Source organism: Natronorubrum halobium (assembly GCF_051351675.1).
Lineage (GTDB): Archaea > Halobacteriota > Halobacteria > Halobacteriales > Natrialbaceae > Natronorubrum.
This window is the reverse complement of record NZ_CP195595.1, coordinates 1,763,219-1,784,998: the sequence shown is the minus strand read 5'-3', so window position 1 is coordinate 1,784,998 and position 21,780 is coordinate 1,763,219. Positions and strand designations below refer to the sequence as shown.

General features: G+C 66.2%; 21 protein-coding genes. 11 read left to right on the top strand and 10 right to left on the bottom strand.

The genetic code is table 11. The annotated features are described in order from the left end of the window. Positions 1-4 precede the first annotated feature (4 nt). Positions 5-154 (bottom strand): DUF7560 family zinc ribbon protein, encoded by a 150-nt coding sequence (locus tag ACSFC7_RS08795; RefSeq protein ID WP_436347336.1) that lies wholly within the window; start codon positions 152-154, stop codon positions 5-7. A gap of 145 nt (positions 155-299) precedes the next feature. Beyond that, positions 300-959 (bottom strand): helix-turn-helix domain-containing protein, encoded by a 660-nt coding sequence (locus tag ACSFC7_RS08790; RefSeq protein ID WP_436347335.1) that lies wholly within the window; start codon positions 957-959, stop codon positions 300-302. A gap of 193 nt (positions 960-1,152) precedes the next feature. On the opposite strand from ACSFC7_RS08790, the gene ACSFC7_RS08785 reads away from it, so the two are divergent. Both ACSFC7_RS08785 and ACSFC7_RS08780 read left to right on the top strand, forming a co-directional pair. Continuing rightward, positions 1,153-1,539 (top strand): helix-turn-helix domain-containing protein, encoded by a 387-nt coding sequence (locus ACSFC7_RS08785; protein ID WP_436347334.1) that lies wholly within the window; start codon positions 1,153-1,155, stop codon positions 1,537-1,539. Positions 1,540-1,817: 278 nt separating this feature from the next. Then, positions 1,818-2,102, top strand: a complete 285-nt coding sequence (locus ACSFC7_RS08780) for a hypothetical protein (RefSeq protein WP_436347333.1) — start codon at positions 1,818-1,820, stop codon at positions 2,100-2,102. A 106-nt stretch (positions 2,103-2,208) separates the two neighbouring features. Here the strand turns inward: ACSFC7_RS08780 and ACSFC7_RS08775 are convergent, their stop codons facing one another. Both ACSFC7_RS08775 and ACSFC7_RS08770 read right to left on the bottom strand, forming a co-directional pair. After that, positions 2,209-2,778 (bottom strand): YIP1 family protein, encoded by a 570-nt coding sequence (locus ACSFC7_RS08775; RefSeq protein WP_436347332.1) that lies wholly within the window; start codon positions 2,776-2,778, stop codon positions 2,209-2,211. Positions 2,779-3,025: 247 nt separating this feature from the next. After that, positions 3,026-4,951: an aldehyde ferredoxin oxidoreductase family protein gene (locus tag ACSFC7_RS08770; RefSeq protein WP_436347331.1), complete on the bottom strand. Its 1,926-nt coding sequence runs from the start codon at positions 4,949-4,951 to the stop codon at positions 3,026-3,028. A 215-nt stretch (positions 4,952-5,166) separates the two neighbouring features. Here ACSFC7_RS08770 and ACSFC7_RS08765 point away from each other — a divergent pair, with 215 nt between their 5' ends. Next, a complete protein-coding gene (locus ACSFC7_RS08765; protein ID WP_436347330.1) occupies positions 5,167-6,021 on the top strand; it encodes a hypothetical protein in 855 nt (284 codons plus the stop codon). A gap of 14 nt (positions 6,022-6,035) precedes the next feature. Here ACSFC7_RS08765 and fdhF read toward each other — a convergent pair whose 3' ends face one another. Then, on the bottom strand, positions 6,036-8,186 hold the full coding sequence (gene fdhF / locus ACSFC7_RS08760; RefSeq protein WP_436347329.1) for a formate dehydrogenase subunit alpha: 2,151 nt from the start codon (positions 8,184-8,186) through the stop codon (positions 6,036-6,038). Positions 8,187-8,685: 499 nt separating this feature from the next. Between fdhF and ACSFC7_RS08755 the strand changes: the two genes are divergently transcribed. Then, complete coding sequence (locus tag ACSFC7_RS08755) at positions 8,686-9,240, top strand: hypothetical protein (RefSeq protein ID WP_436347328.1); 555 nt, start codon at positions 8,686-8,688, stop codon at positions 9,238-9,240. 58 nt (positions 9,241-9,298) lie between these two features. Continuing rightward, positions 9,299-9,943, top strand: coding sequence for a molybdenum cofactor guanylyltransferase (locus tag ACSFC7_RS08750; RefSeq protein WP_436347327.1), 645 nt, complete (start codon positions 9,299-9,301; stop codon positions 9,941-9,943). Positions 9,944-9,982: 39 nt separating this feature from the next. Here the strand turns inward: ACSFC7_RS08750 and yqeC are convergent, their stop codons facing one another. Further along, positions 9,983-10,729 (bottom strand): selenium cofactor biosynthesis protein YqeC, encoded by a 747-nt coding sequence (gene yqeC, locus ACSFC7_RS08745; protein ID WP_436347326.1) that lies wholly within the window; start codon positions 10,727-10,729, stop codon positions 9,983-9,985. A gap of 145 nt (positions 10,730-10,874) precedes the next feature. Next, on the bottom strand, positions 10,875-11,177 hold the full coding sequence (locus ACSFC7_RS08740; protein WP_436347325.1) for an amphi-Trp domain-containing protein: 303 nt from the start codon (positions 11,175-11,177) through the stop codon (positions 10,875-10,877). Positions 11,178-11,291: 114 nt separating this feature from the next. Here ACSFC7_RS08740 and ACSFC7_RS08735 point away from each other — a divergent pair, with 114 nt between their 5' ends. From ACSFC7_RS08735 to ACSFC7_RS08725, 3 genes are all read left to right on the top strand, one after another. Further along, positions 11,292-11,585 (top strand): ArsR/SmtB family transcription factor, encoded by a 294-nt coding sequence (locus ACSFC7_RS08735; RefSeq protein ID WP_436347324.1) that lies wholly within the window; start codon positions 11,292-11,294, stop codon positions 11,583-11,585. Positions 11,586-12,082: 497 nt separating this feature from the next. Then, the gene (locus ACSFC7_RS08730; protein WP_436347323.1) at positions 12,083-13,180 is read left to right on the top strand and encodes a sodium:calcium antiporter; all 1,098 of its coding nucleotides are present in this window, start codon (positions 12,083-12,085) and stop codon (positions 13,178-13,180) included. Positions 13,181-13,220: 40 nt separating this feature from the next. Further along, positions 13,221-14,363, top strand: a complete 1,143-nt coding sequence (locus ACSFC7_RS08725; RefSeq protein ID WP_436347322.1) for a sodium:calcium antiporter — start codon at positions 13,221-13,223, stop codon at positions 14,361-14,363. A gap of 148 nt (positions 14,364-14,511) precedes the next feature. Here the strand turns inward: ACSFC7_RS08725 and ACSFC7_RS08720 are convergent, their stop codons facing one another. From ACSFC7_RS08720 to ACSFC7_RS08710, 3 genes are read right to left on the bottom strand one after another with little or no spacing between them, the layout of a single operon-like run. Next, on the bottom strand, positions 14,512-16,041 hold the full coding sequence (locus ACSFC7_RS08720) for a plastocyanin/azurin family copper-binding protein (protein WP_436347321.1): 1,530 nt from the start codon (positions 16,039-16,041) through the stop codon (positions 14,512-14,514). Between the two features lie 27 nt (positions 16,042-16,068). Continuing rightward, positions 16,069-17,778, bottom strand: coding sequence for a pyrroloquinoline quinone-dependent dehydrogenase (locus ACSFC7_RS08715; protein ID WP_436347320.1), 1,710 nt, complete (start codon positions 17,776-17,778; stop codon positions 16,069-16,071). A 6-nt stretch (positions 17,779-17,784) separates the two neighbouring features. Continuing rightward, the gene (locus ACSFC7_RS08710) at positions 17,785-18,660 is read right to left on the bottom strand and encodes a hypothetical protein (protein WP_436347319.1); all 876 of its coding nucleotides are present in this window, start codon (positions 18,658-18,660) and stop codon (positions 17,785-17,787) included. A 296-nt stretch (positions 18,661-18,956) separates the two neighbouring features. On the opposite strand from ACSFC7_RS08710, the gene ACSFC7_RS08705 reads away from it, so the two are divergent. The 3 genes from ACSFC7_RS08705 to ACSFC7_RS08695 are packed head-to-tail and all read left to right on the top strand — an operon-like array spanning position 18,957 to position 21,762. Continuing rightward, positions 18,957-20,243, top strand: coding sequence for an ABC transporter substrate-binding protein (locus tag ACSFC7_RS08705; RefSeq protein WP_436347318.1), 1,287 nt, complete (start codon positions 18,957-18,959; stop codon positions 20,241-20,243). After that, on the top strand, positions 20,240-20,986 hold the full coding sequence (locus tag ACSFC7_RS08700) for an ABC transporter ATP-binding protein (RefSeq protein ID WP_436347317.1): 747 nt from the start codon (positions 20,240-20,242) through the stop codon (positions 20,984-20,986). The genes ACSFC7_RS08705 and ACSFC7_RS08700 overlap by 4 nt, the downstream gene beginning before the upstream one ends. After that, a complete protein-coding gene (locus tag ACSFC7_RS08695; protein ID WP_436347316.1) occupies positions 20,983-21,762 on the top strand; it encodes an ABC transporter permease in 780 nt (259 codons plus the stop codon). The genes ACSFC7_RS08700 and ACSFC7_RS08695 overlap by 4 nt, the downstream gene beginning before the upstream one ends. Positions 21,763-21,780 lie beyond the last annotated feature (18 nt).

Below are 21,780 nucleotides of genomic sequence, written 5' to 3'. Positions count from 1 at the left end.
CCGGTCAGTTCGTCCGTTGCTCGGCGGCGAAATCCGCCGGCGTGACGTCGCTCCCACAGACCGGACAGCCGTGTTCTAACGTGGCCTCGCGCATCTCCTCGTTGACCTCGATCGCTTGGCCGCAGTCGGGACAGGTAAATTCGTATCTGCTCATGAGAGGGTCGGTAGTCGTCTGAGACGTGAGTTGCCTACGTTCATAGCTGTGCGTCCATTATATATAGGGTTGCGGTTCGTCGCCGAACGGCGGTAGCTCCCGAAGGACTCTTGGCCGCCGAGTGAGCGAGTATCCCGGTCATCGGTCAATCGTACTCGAGGATCGCGTCGAGGAGTTTCGTCTGTGCGGCCGCGAGGTGTTCGGTGAACGTCGTGCTCGTGATCTCGAGTTCGTCGGCGACCTCGCCGGCGTTGGCCCGTTTGGGGTGTTCGAAGTAGCCCATCCGGTGGGCCGTCTCGAGGACCTCCAACTGCCGCGCGGTCAGCGTGCTCCGGTCGACGAAAACGAGGTTCGTCTCGGCGTGGTCCTGCTGGGACTGGAGGAGCCGCTGAACGTCGAGGTTCGAGAACTGCGACTTGAGGTCGCCGATGATCGCCTGTAACCCCTCCATATCCGGTGCGTGGAAGGTCAAAAACAGCGCCGACCCCCTCGTTCGAACGTCGGTCACGGGCGAGTCGTGGCGCTCGATCCACTCGCAGGGACAGCCGCGACCGAGGTCGCGACTGAATCGGTACACCTCGCTCGAGCCGTAGGAAAAGATCGACGTCAGCTCGACGTCGGTATCGAACGCGTCGGGGTAGTCCTCGGCCTCGAGCATGAACTCCTCGGAGACGCGCTCCGGCGCGTCCGGGTTGGTGCTCTTCGAGACGGACTGGACGTCGCCACTCGCCGCCCCAGCGGCCTGCGTGACGACACAGCCGGCCGGATCGTCGATCTTGACCTCCGCGCGAATCCCCGAGGGCATCGCGTACAGATGCGGTCGGCGGCCTCCTAAACCCTGCGTCCGCCGCCGTACGATGGGAACGTCACATTCGACCCGTAACAGAACGGTCTCGAGACGGACTCGAGGGCCGAATCTCGTCGGCCCCATATAAAGCACCCTGTATTTAGTGGGACTCAATTGGAGGTGAACCGGCCGGTACTATGAAGTGAAGACAATGTCCGCTACGAACTCCACTACGAAGCGAGGATGGCCAGCAACCGACGACCCAGTCGACGCCGGAGCGGTGCTCGGTGCGCTGGACGACGACGCCTGCCGAGCCATCCTCGAGGCGACGAGTGAGGAGTCGCTGACCGCGACGGAGCTCTCCGAGCGGTGTGAGATCCCGATGTCGACGGCCTACCGGAAGGTCGAGAAACTGACCGAGGCCGACCTCGTCGAAGAGCGGGTCCGGATCAACACCTCCGGCAAGCACGCGACCGAGTACCGCAAGTGCTTCGACGACGTCCTCGTCTCGGTCGACGGCGGCGACATCGCGATCGAGATGACGAAACCCGAAGCCGGCACCGACGCCAGCGCGCCCTACGCCGTCGCCGACGACTGATCGTCGCGGCCAAATCCGAGCGACTATCGACCGCACTGCTCGGGGTCGTCGTAGCGGACGGCGGAACGGATCCGCCAGTCCGATTTCCTCGAGCGATCCGTTTTCCGCATCGTTCGCGTTCGTTCCGACCGGTAGATCGACGAACACCCGCTCGCGACAGCCGACAGCAGTAGCGACGGACCGAGTCAGTCGGCACTCCGTTCGAAATCCCCGTTCGTGATCCGAGAGGCATCTCGTACCGCTCGTCCGCCCCGCCACAGGAGAGAGTCGAGGAGCTGGTGCCGATCGCCGTAATCACCGTGCTCGTGAGTTTGCTGCTCGGATTCGGCGTGGTCACGGAGGCCTACTTGATACTCGAACTCCCCGAGGAGATCCGCGGAACCGGCTTCGGCCTCCTGCGAACGATCGCGTTCGGCGTCGGAGCGCTGAGCCCGGTCGTCTTCGGTGCCGCCGCCGACCGCGGCCGCTTCGACTACGTGTTTTTCGCGCTGGCCGGGCTCGCGGGCGTGATGATTCTCCTCGCGCTCCGGGTTCCCGACGTCGAAGCCGATCCCGACGCCTGAGTGAGACGCTGCGGCCGCGCCTTCGGGGCGCTGCAGTGCCTCCGTTTCCCAGCAGCGACCCGCGGGATCACCGGCCGAGTCGGTAAAAGATCGGGTTAGCTGTCGGCTACGCGGCGTACTCGAGCACGAGCATGGCCTGCTGTGGCTCCGCCGGCGAGCCGAGATCGAGGATGAACGCCCCGATCACGGCGGCGAAGACGACGATCACGGGAAGTAGATACAGGACCGAAGCGAGGATGCCGGCGACCGCGGCTTTCCCCGTCGAGATGTCGTGAAACGTCGCCAGTCCCTTGATCTGGAGGTAGAGCCCGTAGAGGCCGAACGCGATGTTGACGACCGGGAGCCACCACAGACAGTACCGGATAACGGTCGGAAACGCGTACGCTTCGATCGTCTTCCCGGCGCCCCGTCCGCCGAACAGGTAGACGATACCGTGAGCGAGCAGTGCCTCGACGAGCCCCAGAACCCAGAACGCGACGCCGAATCCCAGAAAGATCAGCACTGCGACGGCCGCTCCGGCCGGGTCCGTAACGTTCAGTACGACGGCAAGCAACGCGAGCGGCACCACCACGGCCAGGTACGAAAACAGCATGAACGCGACCGGATGGCCGATCCCGTCCGTCTCCCGGTACTCCGTCAAGAACGTCCCCGGCCGCCGGATCATGTTGCGATTCACACCAGCCCACCGTTTTGCATACCCCATACCGTCTGAAGTTAATCGACCCTATAAGTAATTTCTGACAACTGGTTCGAGGTGAACGTAGCGGTCGAGAGCGATCGGAACTATCGATCACTCGACGAGTCGCGAGCGATTCGAGGACCGACACGTACTCGAGTTCGAGTCGTCCGGCTAGCAGGAATCGTCGCTTCCAGTCACGATTGCGGACGGCAGAGACCGAACGTCAGGCGGGAAATCGGAGCGGCTAGTCGTCGCTCGGTGCCGCTGCACCGCCGCTGCTGACGCCCGTCCCCGGCCCGAGGTCGATGCCGAGGTCGTCGAGTTTCTCGTCCGGCACGACGCCGTCGACCCAGCCGCGGTAGTCGTAGTACTCCTCCTTCATCTCCTCGAGTTCGCAGTACTCGCCCTCGCTGGCGCCCTGGCCGCGGATGCCGTCCTCGAGGAACCGCGCGGGCAGCGAGTCGTCGTCGCCGTCGAAGCCGACGAGGTTGTTGTAGTAGCGCTCTAAGTTGTAGACGCGTTCGCCGGCCTCGAGCAGTTCCTCCTCGGAGACGTCCAGTCCGGTCATCCCGTTGTACTGAAGGACGTACTCCTCGATGCCCTCCGCGAAGGCGTTGAACTTACAGATGTCGAAGCTGTCCGAGATGGCGTGGAGGTCCTGGAACTGGGCGGTGAGTTCGCCTTTGCCTTCCCACTCGTAGGGATCGACCTTCTCCGGGATACCGAGGATCTCCGCGGCGGGCGTGTACCCGCGCAGGTGGCACGCGCCGCGGTTCGAGGTCGCGTAGCCGATCCCCATCCCCTTCAGACAGCGGGGATCGTACGCGGCGATGGTCTCGCCTTTGACGTCCAATCGGCTGTCGTGGGCGTCGAATCGGTCGGCCGCGCCTTCGGCACCCTCCGCGAGTCCATCGGCGAGTTCGTCGTCGCGGTGGGCGATGCGCTCGATCATCTCGACCATCTGCTCGGTGTCGCCCCAGTCGATATCCTCGTCGACGTACCCCTTCTCGCTCATCTCCATGGCCATCGCGAGCATGTTGCCCGTGTCGATGGTGTCCATCCCGAAGTCGTTACAGCGGTCGATCATCAGGGCGATCTGGTCCCGGTCGTCGTTGGCCGAGTTCGTCCCGAGCGCCCAGGCGGACTCGTACTCGTAGGACTCCATCCGGACGTTCATCTCCTCGCCCTTGTGCATCACGTCGACCTCGACCTCCTTCTTGCAGGCGACCGGACAGGAGTGACAGGTCGGCTCGTCGACGAGGATGTTCTCGCGGACGTTCTCGCCGCTGATGCGGTCGGCATCGAGGTCCGCCGGTCGATCCGGTTCGCTCTCGTTGTAGGCGTTCCCCGAGGTGTAGACGCCGTTCTTCGTCGGGTGGCCGTCCATCTCCTCGGTGATATTCATCAGGACGTTCGTCCCGTACATCGAGAGGCCGCCCTCGTTGGGCGCGGTGACCTCGGACTCCTGGATTGCCTGCATCGCCTGCTGGTGGCCCTCCTTGAACGTCTCCTGATCTGCGGGCTGGGGCATCCTGGTGTTGGACTTGACGACGACCGCCTTGAGGTTCTTCGAGCCGGCGACACACCCCGTCCCACCGCGACCGGACGCGCGGTCGTCCTCGTTGATGATGCAGCCGTACCGAACGAGGTTCTCGCCCGCCTGCCCGATCGCCATGATGCTCAGGTTCTTCCCGAAGGCGCCGTCGACCTCCTCCTCGATGGTGTCGCGGGTCTCGTGGACCCCCTTTCCCCAGAGGTGGGTGGCATCACGGAGTTCGACGTCGCCGTCTTCGACGAACGCGTACACCGGGTCGTCGGCCTGGCCTTCGAACAGCAGACCGTCGAACCCGGCCCACTTGAGCCGAGCGCCGGACCACCCGCCGTGGTGGCTATCGGTGACGGTGCCGGTCAGCGGCGACTTCGTACAGACGGCGATCCGTCCGCTCATCGTCACCTGCGTGCCCGAGAGCGGCCCGTTCATGAACGCGAGCAGGTTGTCGGGGCCGAGCGGGTCGACGTCCGGTCCCTGCTCGAAGACGTACTTCACCCCGAGCCCGCGTGCGCCGATGTACTTCTCCGCGTCCTCGTCGTCGATCGATTCGTAGTTCACCTCCCCATCGCTCAGGTCGATTCGAGCGACGTTGTCCTGGAATCCGCCGAGTTCAGTCATCGAAACTCACTAGTGGTCGTCTTGGAGCCGAGTCGTGTTAGTACTTACCACACACTCACAACGAACGATAATTACGCATGGAACTATTATAAATTAGCGTTCTTTAGTTCATATATCCGAGTTTTCGTATGATAGTACTGTGGCGGGAATCAGCCGTCGTTCGAGCGGTGGCCTTTTTTCGCCGTTCGGCGCGTAGCGTCCGGTAGTGGGAACCGGTGATCGATATCCCCGACGCCCTCGCGCGGTTCGGCCGGCCGGAGTACACCGGTGAAAACCGGTGTATCCCGTGTACGGTACTGAACGTCGCGATCGCGGCTGCGCTCGCGACGGCGATCGGTGTCGTCGTCTCCCCGCCCGTCGGCGCGCTCGCGTTGGTCGCATCCCTGGTGATCGTTCTCCTCCGGGGCTACCTGATCCCGGGCACGCCGACGCTCACCCGGCGCTACCTCCCCGAGCGCGTCCTCGAGGCCTTCGGAAAGTCGCCGGCGTCCGGACCGATGGTCGAGACGGTGACGCCCGCGGAACTGACGCGCGTCTTGACCGCTGCCGGCGTCGCGACCGATCGCGGGGGCGCGGTCCGACTGACGCCCGCGTTCCGGACGCGGTGGAACGAGCGGCTCTCGAGCGACGGCGCGGCCGATCCAAGCGCGGCCGCGGTGCGATCGACGCTCGGCGTCGACGAGGTCGAACGCGTCGGCGACGCGTCGTTCGAACTCGAGGGGCGGAGGCGGGTTCAATGGGAATCGACAGCGGCGCTGACGGCGGACGTCGCCGCGGCGGCCGAACTCCGGTCCCGTCTCGACGGCTGGGACGCCCTCGACGCGGACGAGCGACGCGACGCACTGACGGGGCTGCGACTGTTGCGAGCGGACTGTCCGATCTGTGGCGGTCCGACACCGGCGACGACCGAGCGCCTCGAGCACTGCTGTCGCCAGCCCCGCGTCGCCGTTCGCGCGGCCTGCGAAGCGTGTGATCGACTGCTGGTCGACCTCGTCGTCTCCGCGTCGAGCGCCGCGCCCTGGCTCGAGTTGGCCGGAGCGACGGAGACGCACCTCGAGGTCGACGACTGACGTTCCGACGGCGGTCAGTCGTCGTCCGCTGTAGGGTCGGCCGTCTCGCCGAGCGGTTCGACGTCGACCTCGATCTCCGCGGCGGCGGCCTTGTACTCGGGGATCTTCGCCCGTTCGTCGAGCACGTGGTTCGTGAGTCTGTTCGCCGAGGCGGCCGCGAAGTGCGGCGTCGTCCAGACGACGCCCTCCTTGGTGTCTTCGGTCACCTGGGCCTCGAGCGTGATCTCGCCGCGTCGCGAGTGGAGCCGGACGTACTCGCCGTCCTCGATCCCGTAGCGCTCGGCGTCGGCGGGGTGGACGTCGACGAAGTTCTCCGGCGTCTGGCGGTTGAGCGTCGGCGACCGCGTGCTCATCGTGCCGGTGTTGTAGTGCTCCTCGAGGCGCGCCGTCGTGAGGATCAGCGGGTACTCGTCGTCGGGAGTCTCGGCCGGCGGTTGGTGGTCGACGCCTTCGATGTGACCGCGCCCGCTCTCGGTGTCGAACTCGTCCTCGTAGAGGAACGGGTCGCCCTCGTCGCCGAGTTCGTAGCAGGGCCAGTGCAGTCCCTCTTCGCCCAGTAGCTCGTAGGTCATCCCGTGGTAGCTCGGGCAGACCTGCCGGAGTTCCTCGAAGACCGCCTCGGGGTCGTCGAAGTCGAACAGTTCGTCGCCGTCGTCGAACAGTCGCTTACCGACCTCGCTCACGATCTCGAGGTCGTGCTTCGTGTTCTCGTGGACCTTCTCGACGCCGCGCATGCGCTGGACGCGGCGGTCGGTGTTAGTGACGGTGCCGCCACGTTCGGCCCAGGTCGTCGCCGGCAGGATGACGTCGGCGTACTCCGCGGTTTCGGTCGGGAAGATGTCCTGGACGACCGTGAATTCGAGGTCCGCGAGCCGTTCGGCGACGGCGTTGGCGTCGGGTTCGCTCATCACGGGGTTCTCGCCCATGACGTAGAGGCCCTTGATCGAGTCGCCGGCCTCGTACGAGATTTCGACGTTCGTGAGGCCGGGCTCGTCCGGAATCTCGAAGCCCCAGACCTCCTCGACGGACTCGCGGGCCTCGTCGTCGTCGACGAGCTGATAGCCCGGCAGGACGTTCGGCATCGCACCGACGTCGCAGGTCCCCTGGACGTTGTTCTGGCCGCGAAGCGGATTGACACCGGTTCCGGGTCGCCCGAGGTTGCCCGTGATCAGCGCCAGGTTGATCTCGTTTTGCACGTTGTCGACGCCGCAGGCGTGCTGGCTCATCCCCATCCCGGTGAAGATGGCCGCGTTGTCGGCCGTCGCGTACTTCTCTGCGGCCAGTTCGATCTCCTCGAGCGGGACGCCACACTCCTCGGCCGCGGCCTCCTCGTCGAACTCCTCGAGCGTTTCGACGAGGTGCTCGAACCCCTCGGTGCGCTCCTCGATGAACGCCTCGTCGATCCAGCCCTCGTCGGGGTTCTCCTCGTGCTTCTCGAGGATCGTCTTGAGGACGATATTCAACAGTGGAATGTCGGTTCCGGGATTCAGCTGCAGGTGCTGGTGACGGTCGGTGTCGTCGATCTGGAACGACCGCGTCGTCTTGTTCGCGTGCGGGTCGACCTGGATGACGGTCGCGCCCTCGAGCACCGCTTGCCGGAAGTACTGGCTGTTGGCGATGGGGTGTTGCTCGCCCGGATTCGCCCCCTGTATCCAGAACACGTCGGCCTCCTCGCGGAGGTCGCGCATGCTGTTGGTCATCGCCCCCGCGCCCAGGCTGGTCCGCAGCGCCCAGACCGTCGAGGCGTGACACATCCGCGTGCAGTTGTCGACGTTGTTCGTTCCGTACCGGCGCGCGAGCTTCTGGAGGAGGTAGTTCTCCTCGTTCATCACCTTCGAGGAGCCGAAAAAGCCCGTCGCGTCCGGGCCGTACTCGTCGCGGATCCGCTCGAGTTCGCTCACGACGTACTCGTAGGCCTCCTCCCAGGTGGCCTCGCGGAACTCTCCGTCTTCCTTGATCAGCGGGTCAGTGAGCCGATCCTCGTGGTCGACGACTTCCGTCGCCGCGCCGCCCTTGATGCAGATGCGGCCCTCGTTGACCGGGGCGTCGCCCCAGGGCATGAACTGGACGTCGCCGGGTTCCTCGCCCTGCTGGACCTGGATCCCACACCCGACCCCACAGTACGGACAGATCGTCTTGACCGGATCTCGTTGGTCACTGGACATTGGTACGTTTCACCCGTTAGACAGAACCAACTACCCGAGCATGCATGAGGTTTTCTACCGCACAAGCAGTATGTAGCGTCGAGAGACGGATCGAAGAATCCCCTGTCGGAGCAGGAAGCGTCGACCACAGTCGGTCGATGCCTTCTCGAAGCAGACACCGCAGAGGCGGTGTTCGAGCGGCGCTCGTTCAATTCCTCTTCCACGAGCTGGTGAAGGATGTCCTGCATCGCTCGAGACCGGCGGACGCGTTCCTCCGGAAACGGAACGTCGAGCGATACCCGCGATCGAGTTTGCACGATAGGCAACTATTTGCAGGATCCGCAAAAGCGCTGCAGTGGCTCGATTCCAGACGGGCGGCCGTCCCATCCATTCGCACACGAGAATCTCGGCTCGAGCCTGGAGGGCGTCGGCGCTGTCTCCACCGAACGCGACGAGAATCGAACCGAGGCGGTCCCGCCGAGAAAAACACTAACCGCCTTCCGTGGTAATGAATCGCACAATGGAATTCACGCGGTCGTTCGTCGAGACGCAGGCGCGCGAGTACCGGGAGCGAGAGGCGCTGTACACCGTCGAGCAGGAGAACCTCGAGACGCTTCCGCGGGCGTTCGAATCGGGCGAATACGGCCGCCGGGACGCGGCCTGGGTCGTCAGGTGGTACTACCGGCGGTTCCTCGGCGACTATCCCGACGTCGAGCGACGGGAGGCGGAGGAGGAGTTCCGGGACAACGACTTCGAGGCCGTTCGGCGCGCCATCGGCGACGCCGTCGTCGCGAGCGACGCCGCCGAGGCGCTCGAACGGTTGACCGACCTCGAGGCCGTCGACGTGCCCGTCGCCTCCGCGTTCTGCATGTTCGTCGATCCCGACGCGTACGTCGTCGTCGGTCCCCGCGAGTGGTCCGCGTTCCGAGCGGCGGGCGAACTCGACCGGCCCTACCCGGATCCGCCGACGATATCGGACTACGAGGCCTACCTCGAGCGGTGTCGATCGCTGGCCGACCGCTTCGACTGCGAACTGTGGACGCTGTATCGCGCGCTGTGGCGCTCGTCGACGTGAGCGATTCGGCCGGAAACGCGACCGGAGGCTTTTGGCCCCGGTCGACCAACGGTCGACCATGTCCCTCGAGACCGGGCAGGCGGAACGTTCCGGCGTCATCCTCGCCGGCGGCCACTCGACCCGCTTCGGCGAGGAAGACAAGGCCGTCGTCGAACTCGCCGGCACCCCGATGATCCGCCGCGTCGTCGACCGGATCGACCCGGTCGTCGACGACCTCGTCGTCAACTGCCGGGAGGAGCAGGTGCCGGCGATCCGAGACGCGCTCGAGGGCGGGCCGGACGCGTCGTTCGCGGTCGATCCGATCCCCGACCGCGGGCCGATGGCGGGCATCATGACCGGACTTCGGGAAGCCGCGACGGACTACGCCCTCGTCGTCGCCTGCGACATGCCGTTCGTCGATCCCGCGCTCGTCGAGCACCTCTTCGATCGATCGGCCGGCCGCGAAGCCGCGGTGCCGCGGCTCGACGACCAGTGGTTCCAGACCACCCAGGCGGTCTACCGGGCCGAGCCGATGGCCGAGGCCTGCGAGCGCGCCCTGGAACGCGACGAGCGGCGGATCGTCGAACCGCTGTTCGAACTCGACTACGCCGTCGTCGACGAGGGGGACGTTCGCGAGTACGCCGACCTCGAGACCTTCGAGAACGTCAACACGCGCGAGGAGTTCGAGGCGGCAGTCGAGCGCCTCGAGGTCGAGGAATCGTAGCCGGTGACGAGACACGACGCGGAGCGATCCAGAACTCTCCTACTCCTCGACGACATCGACCACCGGATCGTCGTCGATCAGCCGCCCCAGCACGACCCGCGACACGGCCGGCGCGCGCTCTATGATCTCCCTCGCGATCGCTTCGGCGATCTCCTGCAGGTCGGCGTCGTCGACCTTGTTGAGCAGCGGGACGACCGTCGCCCCGTCGGGGACCCCCTTCAGTCCGCCGCGGTCGCTCGCGAGCACGCGAGCCACGTCGACGGGGCGGATCGGGTCGCCGCGGTCGCGTCCCGTGATAGCCGCCACTCGCGCCGGACGGTGGACGTACTTCTCCGAGAGCGGCTTTCCGACGGCGTGGACGCTCGCGATCGGGATCACGGTGTCGACGCGTCGGGGGAGTTGCGGTTCGCGGTCGTCCGGCGCCTTGAACTCGCGCGTTCGCGCGCCGTCGGCCTTGACGAAGACGACGTCGGCCACGTCGGCCGCCGCGAGGGCGTCGACGACGCCGGTCTCGAATCCCACGTATCGCTCACCCTCTCGCTCGGGGACGACGCCGACCGGCCACTCCGTCGTCCCCTCGAGGGCCGCGACCGGGTCGTCGGTCACGACGACCGTCTCGACCTGCTGATCGAAGATGGGGATCCGGACCGTCGCGGTCACGACCGCTCGCAGAGCGCGATCGCTCGCGGCGCGGGCCGCCAGCGCGTACAGCGTCGTCTTCTTTCCGCCCGCGCCGACGACGGCGACGACGCCGGACTCGGCTCGAAGCGCTTCGAGGAGATCCATACCGCCACTACCACGGCCGCGAGCTAATCGTTTGGGTACCGCGAACACGCTAGGTCGGTCTGATTCCGGTAGCGAGCGTGGCCGTGCACTCGGATACCGATGGCGAGCGTGGCCGTGCGTTCGGATTCCGGCGGTGCGAGTCGAGTCACCGGACGGAGAGGTCCGATCCGTCGCTGGCCTCGGCGAACTCGAGTTCGATCTCGAGTTCGCGCTCGCGCTGGCTCGTGAACTCGATCTCGACCTCGATCGGCTCGCGATACTCGAAGGGGATCTCCCACGACGATCCCGCGACCGTCACCGCCGTCTCGGCCTCGAGTTGGTCGGCGAGTTCCCGGAGAAAGGTAGCCGTCTCCGTCCGCGAGAGGTACACCTCCCGTTCGAAGAAGCCGTCCGTGATCGTTCGCAGTTTCCGATCCCGATCTTCCGGAAGCGTGACTCGGTCGGACATGGTAGTTTGTAGCACAGGCGCGGGCATAAACCTGGACCAACGTCATTCAAATCCTGTATGTACGGCGGTCATACCTGCGAAATCCTTCTTGCTCCGGCCGACTACTGTGTGAACATGTCACTGATCGAGGTGCTGGGGAACGGGACGCGACTCGAGATCCTTCGCGAACTCTCCAGGGAACCGAAGTACGTCTCGGAACTCGCCGAGGCGGTCGGCATGGACGGGAAGAGCGCCGTCCACCACCTGTCGACGCTCGAGGATGCCGACCTCGTCGAGTGGTACATGCGCGGAAACCGCAAGTACTACCGGCTCACGAGATCCCTCGAGTTGCGGATCGCACCGCCGCCGGAACGGCAGTTCGTGCTTCAGGCCGACGAGGTCGACGCGTCGGAGGCGGCGGATCGGTGATCGACTCGCGGCGACCCGCACGGCCCGCGCTCAGTCGTCTGCGAGCAGGACACGGACGTCGCGGGATCGGGCGTCGACACGTTCGAAGAACTCTCCGCGTGACGATCGACCGCGAGTTCGACAGTCTTCGCTGTCCGGTGCAGACAGCGGACGTTCACGCCGGAAAGAGCGAACTCGATTTCGCCGGTGGCGCTCCGATCCACTCGACGGTCTCGCCGACGGGCTCCGACCGGGACTGCTCGAGGTAGACACCCGTCTCTTCCTCGGCGGCAAACTCGGCGGTCTGCGATTCGCCCGTCTCGAACTCGAGCCACGGGATCGTCTCGTCGGCGATGGATTCGCGAGGCTCCCGATCACAACCCGCAACTGCGATCGATTCGGCCGCTATCGAGAGAGGCAGGTCGCGCCGCCGTCGAACGGAGGGCGTGTATAGTTTTCCAACGAAGTACTCTCTCCGAGATGGTAGTTATATGTTGTCAGGTAACATGCGGTGGTCTATGGTGGAAGACCTCCTCGAGAGCGCCATCGAGGGCCAAGGGGCGTGGTTCGCGTACGTCGTCCTCGTCGTCGGCGCAGTCGTACTCACCTACAGCATCGAGAAGCTCATCAGCTACCTCACCCGGGCCGCGATCGGTCTCGGCGTCTCGATCTTCACGCTCGCGGTCGTCTTCACGGGCTTCGAGTTCGACGACACCGTCGTCGCGTTGGTGTTCGGCGCGGGCGGCCTCGAGCGGGTCGCGCTCGGGACAGCGCTCGGGACCGCGCTGGCGATCACCGGCATCACCCTCGCGGTGGCGGCGGTCGTTCGGCCGTTCCCCGTCGAGGTGCCCAGGGACTACCTGTTGTTGTTCGTTCTCTCGCCGTTCTTCCTGATTCCGTTCGTTCTCGCGGGCACGCTCGCCTTCGTCCACGGACTCGTTCTGGTGGCGGCGTTCGTCGTACTCCTCGGATACATCGTCCTCCGGGAGTTTCAACGCGACGTGCCCGTGTTCAGGGACTCGGAGATCGCGGAACGCATCGAAGCCGACGGCGGCGTTCCGATCGAGCGGCTCAGCCTCGACGAGATCGACCGCAGAACGGTTCTCGAGGAGATCCCCGAAGATCGGTTCGTCACGGAGTCGCGGTACGAGGGCCTCTTCTGGCTCGGACTGTCGATCCTTGCGCTGGTCGGCATCGTCGCGGGCGCGATTCTCCTCGAGGCGAGTTCCGAAGTGATCGTCGAGTCGTGGGGGATCGAAGGGACGGTCTTCGGCGCGACCGTCCTCACGCTGGTCTTGACGTTCGAGAACCTGCTGTTGACGATCGAGCCGGTCCGCCGGGGAATCCCGGAGATCGGGATCGGCCACGTCATCGGCAGCGTGATCTTCTCCGTCACGGCGAACGTCGGCGTCATCGCGTTCGTCGCGGACGTGGCGATCCCGTCGTCCGTACTCGTCTTCCACCTCCCCGCGGTGATCGTCCTGACCGCCGTCGCCGCCTACGCCATCTCCACCGGGCGACTCCGGCGCGGACACGGCTACCTCCTCGCCGGACTGTACGTCGCCTACTGGATCGTCGCGCTCCTCGTCTTCGGCGGCGTTCCGATTCCGGACTGACGCCCGGAACTAAGTGTTGCGCCGTCGTTTCGGCGGGCGTATGAGCGCCGCGGAACTCGTCGGTCTCGCCGCCCTGTTCCTGGCGGGCGTCGTGCTCGTCATCTGGTGCGTCGAGGTCTTCATCGAGGCCGTCGCCCGGAGCGCCGTCTCGCTCGGAATCTCCGGGTTCTTCCTCGCGGTCGTCCTCGCCGGGGTCGACCTCGAGAACGCGATCCTCGGCGTCACGGCGGCGTTCGTCGACCTCCCGGACCTCGCGCTCGGGACGGTGTTCGGCGAGTCGTTGTTCGTCCTCGCGGTCGCCGTCGGCGTCGCGGGGATCACCGTCCCGTTTCGGATGGACGTCCCCCGGAGCTACCTGTTCTTGCTCGTCCTCGTCCCCCTCCCGGCGTTCGCGCTCTCCGTCGACGGAACGCTCGACTGGACCGACGGGGCGATCCTCACCGTGCTGTTCGTCCCGCTGCTCGCCGGCATCTTCTGGCGCGAGCGCCGGTCGGAGACGACGTACCTGCTCTCGGGGGAGGTCGAAGACGTCGTCGATCTCGAGGCGGAGGCAGATACGGAAGGGGACGCGGAGGCCGAGGCAACGGCAGAGACGGACGCGGACGCAGACGCCGAAACCAACGGCGGCGATTCCGCGCCTGCCCACAACTCCGAGCACGTCCGCGGACGAGACACGCCTCACGACCGAGAGTTCGATCTCGACCTGGACCTCGACGAGTTCGTCCCCGACCTCGAGGGGAAAAGCGGTCGGTTCAGCCTCGCCGTCGCGTTCCTCGCGATCGTCGGGATGACGATCGGGTCCGGGATCACGGTGGTGAGCGCCGAAGGGATCTTCGTGGCGCTGGGGATCTCGGGGCTCGCGTTCGGCGCGACGGTGCTTTCCTTCATCGCCTCGATCGAGGAACTGGCGCTCACCGTCGAACCGGTTCGACAGGACCGGGCGCACCTCGCCATCGGAAACATCGTTGGAAGTACGGTGTTCTACGTGACGGCCAACGTCGGCATCGTCGCGTTGCTGCGTCCGGTCGATACCAGCGGCGCAGTGATGACCGTTCACTGGCCGTTCCTCGCCGCGTGCTTGCTCGTCGTCGCCGGAATGCTCGCTCGCGGTCGCGTGACGCGCGTGGGCGGCGCGGTCCTCGTCGCGCTGTACGTCGGCTACTGGATCGCGAACTACGCCTGAGGCGGGTGGACGTGTACGCTCGCGGAACCGCGGATTCGAAGAGAGCGACAGCGACCATCTCGACCGATGTCGGAACGCGCATCGGCTCCGCTGTCCGGGGCGGGATCACGTCGAAGAAAAACGAGAGAGGGGTGACAGAGAACCGCCGTCAGTCGCTTTCGGCCGTCTCGTTTCCGTCCGTTTCGTCCGTCTCGTTGCCGTCGATATCGGTCGTTTCGTTACCATCCATCTCACCCGTCTCGTTCCCATCCACGTCGGCGGTCTCGTTCCCATCCACGTCGGCGGTCTCGTTTCCGTCCGCCTCGGCCGTCTCGTTTCCGTTCACCTCATCCGTCTCGTTTCCGTCCGTTTCGGCCGTCTCGTCTTCGGCGTCGACCGTCTCACCCGCCGCGCCGTCGACGGCGATTTCGCCGACCGCGTCGAGTTGCGACTGATCGAGGTAGACGCCCATCTCCTCGTTGGCGACGAACTCGACGGTCTGCGTGTCGCCCGCTTCGTCGAGGAAGTTCGAGCGGACGTACGTGTTCCACTGATTGGTGTCGCCGCTGCTGGCGATCGCGAAGTTGTGGCCGGGGAGCGGTTCGAAGACCCGATTCTCCTCCTCGGGCTGGTGGCGACCGATCCCGTTCTCCCACTCGACCGCGTAGGATTCGCCCGACTCCACCTCGAGCGTCGGGTTCGCCTCGTCGGCGATCTCGTCGGGTTCCTGGCCGACCCACTGGCCCTCCTCGAGGGTGAGCGAGTACGTCTCGGCCGGGTCGCCCGGTTCGATAGCCGGCAGCGTGACGGTGACCTCCTCGTCGCCGCCGTCGATCTCGACGGTCTCGGTGACCCGTTCGTGGCCGTACGTCCAGACCTCGATCTCGTGCTCGCCGTCCTCGAGCATGTCGAAACGGGCGATCGCGGGTGAGTCCTCGTCGGCCGGCGTCTCCTCTTCTGCCGCTTCGCCGCCGTTCTCGTCTTCTTCGTCCTGGATGAAGGACGCTTCGTCCGTCTCCTCCGTGGTGTTGTTTCCGCCGTCTCCTCCGTCTTCGTCGTCGCCCGGCTCCAGATCCTCGGTGTCCTCGCCGCCGTCGGCACCCTCGCCCTCCTGGGTCGGATCGGGTCTGGCGGCGATGTCGGAGAACGAGTGGTGATCCCCGACGAAGACCTCCGCGCCGAGCGGTTCGCCGTCTTCGCCCTCGACCCGGACGCGGAGTTCGTGTACCTCGTCCGGATCGATCAGTTCGATCGGGCCGCGCATCTGGACCGGGTGCGGTTGGCAGTAGTACTGGGCCATCTCCTCCTCGGCGGTGATCGTGAACGAGATGGACTCGCCTTGCTCCTCTATGAACTCCGACGCCTCGATCACTTCCCCGTCATCGTCGGCGACGGTGAAGTTGTGGTGCGAGCCGTCACCGTTCGTCCAGACGATCTCGTTCTCTTCGCCTTCGATCAGTCGCAGCGGCGGGTTCGAGACGCCGTCGATTTCCGCGGGTGCGACGCCGACCCAGCCGCCGACGATGCCGAGCAGCGCAAGCGTTCGGCCCTCGCCGTCGTTCTGCGTGGCCGGCAGTCGGAAGTCGATCTCGTCCCGATAGGCGCCGGCGGTACCGGTCATCGCGGCCGTTCCGGCGATCGCCGTTCCCTTCAGTACGCCGCGGCGGGAAACGTCGCGTGAGCGTTGTTCGTTCGTCATGGTTGTGTAGTGTGTCGTAATCGTTCGTCAGCCGTCCATCGAGAACACGGCGAGCGTGTCGCCGCGGGTTCCCTGGCGGAGCCAGCCGCTGCCGCCGACCTGAACGGCGACGTACTGCTTCTCTTCGCCGGGATCGTACCAGCTCATCGGTGAGGCGCTGATCGGCACGTCGAACTCGTACTCCCAGAGGCGGTCGCCGCTCTCGCCGTCGTAGGCGACCAGATTGCCGTTCTGGGTCCCGTTGAAGACGAGTCCCGTCGCGGTCGACATCGAGCCGCCCCACATGTAGAACTCGTCTTCGCTCTCGATCCAGTCGCGCCAGACGCGCTCGCCCGTCGCGGGATCGACCGCGGCGAAGGCGGTGATGCTCTCGTTCCACTCGTCGGGCATCTCCGACGCCGGATCGTCCAGACCGCCGCCCCAGTAGGGGTTGCCCTCGCTGTACTCCTCGAACCGCCAGTAGAGGTCCTGGGGGAAGTTCTGGTGAACGACGTAGACGTACCCGGTCTCCGGGTTGTACGACGGCGGCTGCCAGTCGTTGCCGCCCGGCGCGCCGGGAACGAACGGGATCCGCTCGTCCTCGCTGATGTGGGGGATCATCTCCCACATATTGATGTGCTGGCAGATCTCCTCGCTGCGCTCGTGGAGCCGTCCGGACTCGGCGTCCATCATGTAGACCCAGCCGGTCTTGTCCGAGCCGACGACCATCTCCGACGGTCCGTCGTCGACGTCCACGTCGCGCACCAGCACTCGCGGCGCGACCGCGTCGTAGTCCCAGACGTCGTGGGGACTGCTCTGGAACCCCCACTCGAACTCGCCGCTCTCGAGGTCCAGCGAAATCGTCCCGCAGGTGGGGAAGTTCGGCCCCGGCCGTACGGTCCCGTCGAAGTCCGGCCCCGGATTCGCGATCGCCGTGTAGAGTACCTCTCGCTCCTCGTCGATCGTCGGGGTCATCCAGGCCGTGCCACAGCCGTGCTCTCGACTCGCGCCGATCCACTCGTCCTCGAGGAGCGTGTCGGTCTGCCACTGAATCTCGCCGCTCTCGGCGTCGAGGGCTGCGACGAACCCGAGGACGCCGTACTCGCCGCCGGCGCTACCCGTATACAGCGTCCCGTCGCGGATCACCGGTGCCCACGTCGCGGAGTAGCCCTCCTCGTGATCGGCCGTGCTCGTATGCCAGACCTCTTCGCCGGTGTAGCGATCCAGTGCAGTGACTCCCGAATCGAGCGTCGTCATGTACACCTTGTCGCCGTAGACGGCGGCCCCGCGGTTGTTGTCGTCACAACAGAGTTCGACTCCCATCGGAACCGCGTAGGTGTAACTCCAGAGGACTTCCCCCTCGCGAGGGTCGATCGCCTTCATGTGGTTCGGCCCGTTGGTCTGATACATGACCGGCGGGTCGCCCGGGATCACGATGGGCGTCCCCTCCATACTCGAGCCGGTTCCGACCGACATCTCGTACTCGAGTTCGAGGTCGGAGACGGTGTCGGGCGTGATGATATCGGCGGTCGTGGCCCGGTGCTGTTCGTAGTTCCCGCCGTACATCAGCCAGGACTCGGGGTCCTCGCCCGTGTTACTCAGCATCTCCTGATCGACGTCGACCTCCGGAATCCGGTCGCTGTCGTGTTCCTGGGTGATCGAGCGTTCGGGACCACCGACCAGCGTATAGCCGTCGTCGGTCTCTACCAGTTCGATGTCGCGTGCGGCCTGAACGGCCCTGTCGTTGCGTAGTGCCATGCGTGATCACCTCAGTTCGCTCGGAGCGCGCATGTCGTCCGTGATGTAGAAGACGTCGTGCAGCAGCTCCTCCTGTTCGACGATCTGGACGGCCGCGCCCGCGGTGAGCGCGGCGGTCAACTGCCGGTCCGTGAACCGCCCGTCCGCGGCGAGATCGTGAACGGCGGTCGCCGACACGTACAGCCCGCCCAGCATGCCTTTTACGTGCCTGACGGCGTCGTCGAGGATCTCGTCGGTGACGAGCACCTCGTTCTGCCAGAGGTGTCTGTCGAGTCCGCGAATCCACAGCAGTACCCCGCCTATCGCGCGCTGGTGCAGCGGCGGCACGTTCGACGTATCGAACTCCACGTCCGCCGGGATCTGGTTCGACGGCACCCAGCGGGCGAGTCGGTCCGTGTTGTTCGTGACGGCGGAAAGCAGCGCCGTCTTCTCCGCCTCGTCGAATCCGACGTCGTCGAGCGCCGACGAGAGCGGATCCGCCAGAACCAGTTCGCGCGCCGTGGTCTCGATGTGCTCGGCCGTAAATCGCGGCAGGTTCTCGTCGAGACTCTCGAAGAAGCCGACCTCGAGCAGGTGATCGTAGAGGCGCCAGCCGGGTGCTGCGACCTCCGTATACAGCCCCGCTGGCTCGTCCGGAACGCCCGCGTCGCGAACGTCCGCCAACCGACCGATCTCGGCCGCGATGTTCTTGCGCTCTCGCTCGAGGACGTCGGGATCGAGCCGCCCCTCGAGGTCGGCCCGGATCGCCTCCCCTCTCGAGGCGAACGCCGACCCGGAGCGGGGCTCGACCCGTCCCGCGAGTAGCTCCCACGTTACCTCCCCGTCCCCCGGCGTCTCGACGCCGAGGGTCGTCGCCAGATCGCGGTGGTCCGCGATCGTCATTGTTGATACAGTTGGTGTTTGGCTCATGTTACCACTGCACATATAACTGCACTGGCAGGTTGGATAATACTTACCAATGGTATCTAATCTCTCGTATATGATATAAATAAAAGGAGTGTCGATGGAAACGAATCTGTGAACGGATGGAATCTATTCGAACTCAATACGACGTGTTACTAGACTGTCAGTGCGTTCGAAACGCTCGGGACAGTCCATCAGCTGTCCGTTTCGGATCCGCTATTCGACCGTAGTGATACCCTTATGCCGACCGACGTTGATCGTTATCACGACACACAATGCGATCGCGTTCCTTCTGGGAACTCGACGAGGAGGACGAGCCGCTCGTCGACAGGATTGCGGCCGGCGTCGGTCGAACGCCGGCGCGACTCCTCGCGTACCTGCTCTTGCGGACCGAACGCGAGACCGAGCCGGCGACGAGCGTCCACCTCCAGGCCGGGACGCGAGTGAATCGGACGACGATCAGCGAGGCGTTGGCGCGACTCGAGTCCCGCGACCTGGTCGAGCGGACGACCGTCCGAGCGGCCGACTCCGACGGGGGACGGCCGCGAACGGCGTGGCGGCCGACCGACGGCGTCGAGGAGACGCTCGAGAACACCTACGGGAGCCACGCTGAGGCGCTGTTCGAGCTCGCCGACACCCACCGAGAAACCGACCCGAGCGAAGCGCGAGGGAGGACCCGCGAAGTCGAGACGGCACCGTCGTCTTCGGTGGGGCTCGCCCTGAACTGGCGTCCGAACGCCCTTCACGTGCCGATATACGCCGCCGTCGCGGCGGGATGGTACGACGCGTTCGACGTCGACGTCCGAATCGATCACCACGAAGGCTCCCGTCGGGCGCTCGAGCGCGTCGTTTCGGGATCGGCCGACCTCGCCGTCGTCGGCGCCGCGACGGTCGTTCGGGCGCGGGCCGCCGGCGAGCCGATCGTTCCCGTCGCCGTGTGCTACCAGCGAGCGATGACCGTCCTTTACACCGTCCGGGACGTGTTCGGCGAACCGCTTCGGAGCGTCGATCAGCTCGAGGGGAAACGCATCGGCATGCCACCCGACTCGGAGACGCGACTGCTCGGCCGGCTCTTCCTCTCACAGACGGGGTTCGACGACGACAGCCGCATCGTCGACACGAACGGTGAGGAGCGGGACGCACTCCGGGACGGCGAGGCCGACGTCGTGACCGGGTCGTTCGCGGATCCGCGGGAACTCGAACGCCGGGGCCAATCCGTCGACGCGTTGGTGCTCACCGATCACTTCCCGATCTACGGGCCGACGATCGTCGCCCGCGAGCGGACGCTCGAGGCCCGGCCGACGGCGCTCGCGGGCGCGCTGGCGGGAACCACCGGCGGCTGGGCCGAGGCGCGTCGCGATCCCGGACCGGCGGCCGAACGGATCGCCGCGGTGAGCGACGACCCGCCGGATCGAATCCGTCGAACCTTCGAGCGGGCCGCGTCGGCGTTCGGCGAGAGCGACGCCGTCCGCGAGCGCGGCTGGGGCTGGCACTGCCCGGTGATGTGGGAGCGCCTCCGAACGGCGCTCGAGCAGGGAGCCTTGCTCCGTGATGCGTCGTGATCGAACTCGAGGACGTCGCGGTCGCGTTCGACGACGTCACCGCGATCGCGGACGTCGACCTCCGGATCGACGACGGCGAGTTCGTCACGGTCGTCGGCCCGTCGGGCTGTGGCAAGACGACGCTGCTGCGGACGATCGGCGGCCTGCAGGAGCCGACGACCGGCCGCGTTCGAATCGACGGCCAGCCGCCGGCGGTCGCGCGAGCGGCGGCCGACGTCGGCGTCGTCTTCCAGCAACACACGCTGTTCCCGTGGAAGAGCGCCCTCGAGAACGTCACGTTCCTCCGGACGCTGGCTGGCGACGCGCCCAACGAGGCGGACGCGCGCGCGTTGTTACGGTCGATGGGGCTCGAGGGATTCGAGGACGCGCGACCGGCGGCGCTCTCCGGCGGGATGAAACAGCGGGTCGCGATCGCCCGGGCGCGCCACCTCGGCGCCGACGTCCTCCTGATGGACGAGCCCTTCGGCGAACTCGACGAGATCACGCGCGACGAACTCGGCGTCGAGATCCGAGACCTCTGGCGTCGCGAGCGGAAGACGGTTGTCTTCGTCACCCACAGCGTCCCCGAGGCGGTCTTTCTCGCCGACCGCTGTCTGGTCGTCTGCGGCCGACCGGGCCGGATCGAAGCGACCTTCGACATCGAGTTGCCCGAACCGCGTGACACGGACGTCTTCGGCTCGCGACGGTTCCAGGAGCAGGTCGCGGCCGTTCGGCGAACCCTCCACGAGGCCCACGACCGATGACGGGAACCCGAACCCTCGCGGGCGACGCGGTCTACCCGTTGCTGGCGCTGGCCGTCGGAACGCTGTGCTGGTGGGCGGTGACGGCCCTCGGCGACGTGCCCCCGTTCGTGTTGCCCGCGCCGACCGCCGTCGCCGCCCGACTGCTGGGGAACCCGACGCTGTACGCGCACAACGCCTGGTACACGCTCGAGAAGGTCGCCTACGGCGGGAGCGTCGGCATCGTCGGCGGCTTCCTCCTCGCGGTGCTCGTCGCGTACCTGCCGTGGGTTCGCACCGCGGTGTACCCGTACCTCGTCGCCGTCAGGGTGTTGCCGAAGATCGCCGTCGCGCCCCTGCTGTTGATCTACCTCGGGACGGGGACGTCGACGGCGGTCGTCTTCGTCGCGCTCATCGCGTTCTTCCCGCTGGTCCTGAACACGGCCGCGGGACTCGACGGCGCGCCGACGGCCCACCGCGAACTGCTGCGATCCGTCGACGCGGGCGTGCTCGAGCGAATCGCCTTCGTCGACCTCCCGTACGCGCTGCCGGACGTCTTCGCGGGGCTCAAGCAGTCGGTCACGCTCGCGGTCGTCGGCGCGGTCGTCGCGGAGTGGGTGATCGCCGACGAGGGCCTGGGCTACCTCGTGTTGATGGGATCGGAGAACGTCCGCCCGGACGTGATGCTCGCCGCGCTCGTCGTCCTGTTGCTCGAGGGGCTGGTCCTCTACGGGGCGGTCGTCCTCCTCCAGCGGGGGGTGTACCGGCGGCTGGGACTCGAGTCGTCGACCGACCGATGACGCGTGGTTCGAAGGGCG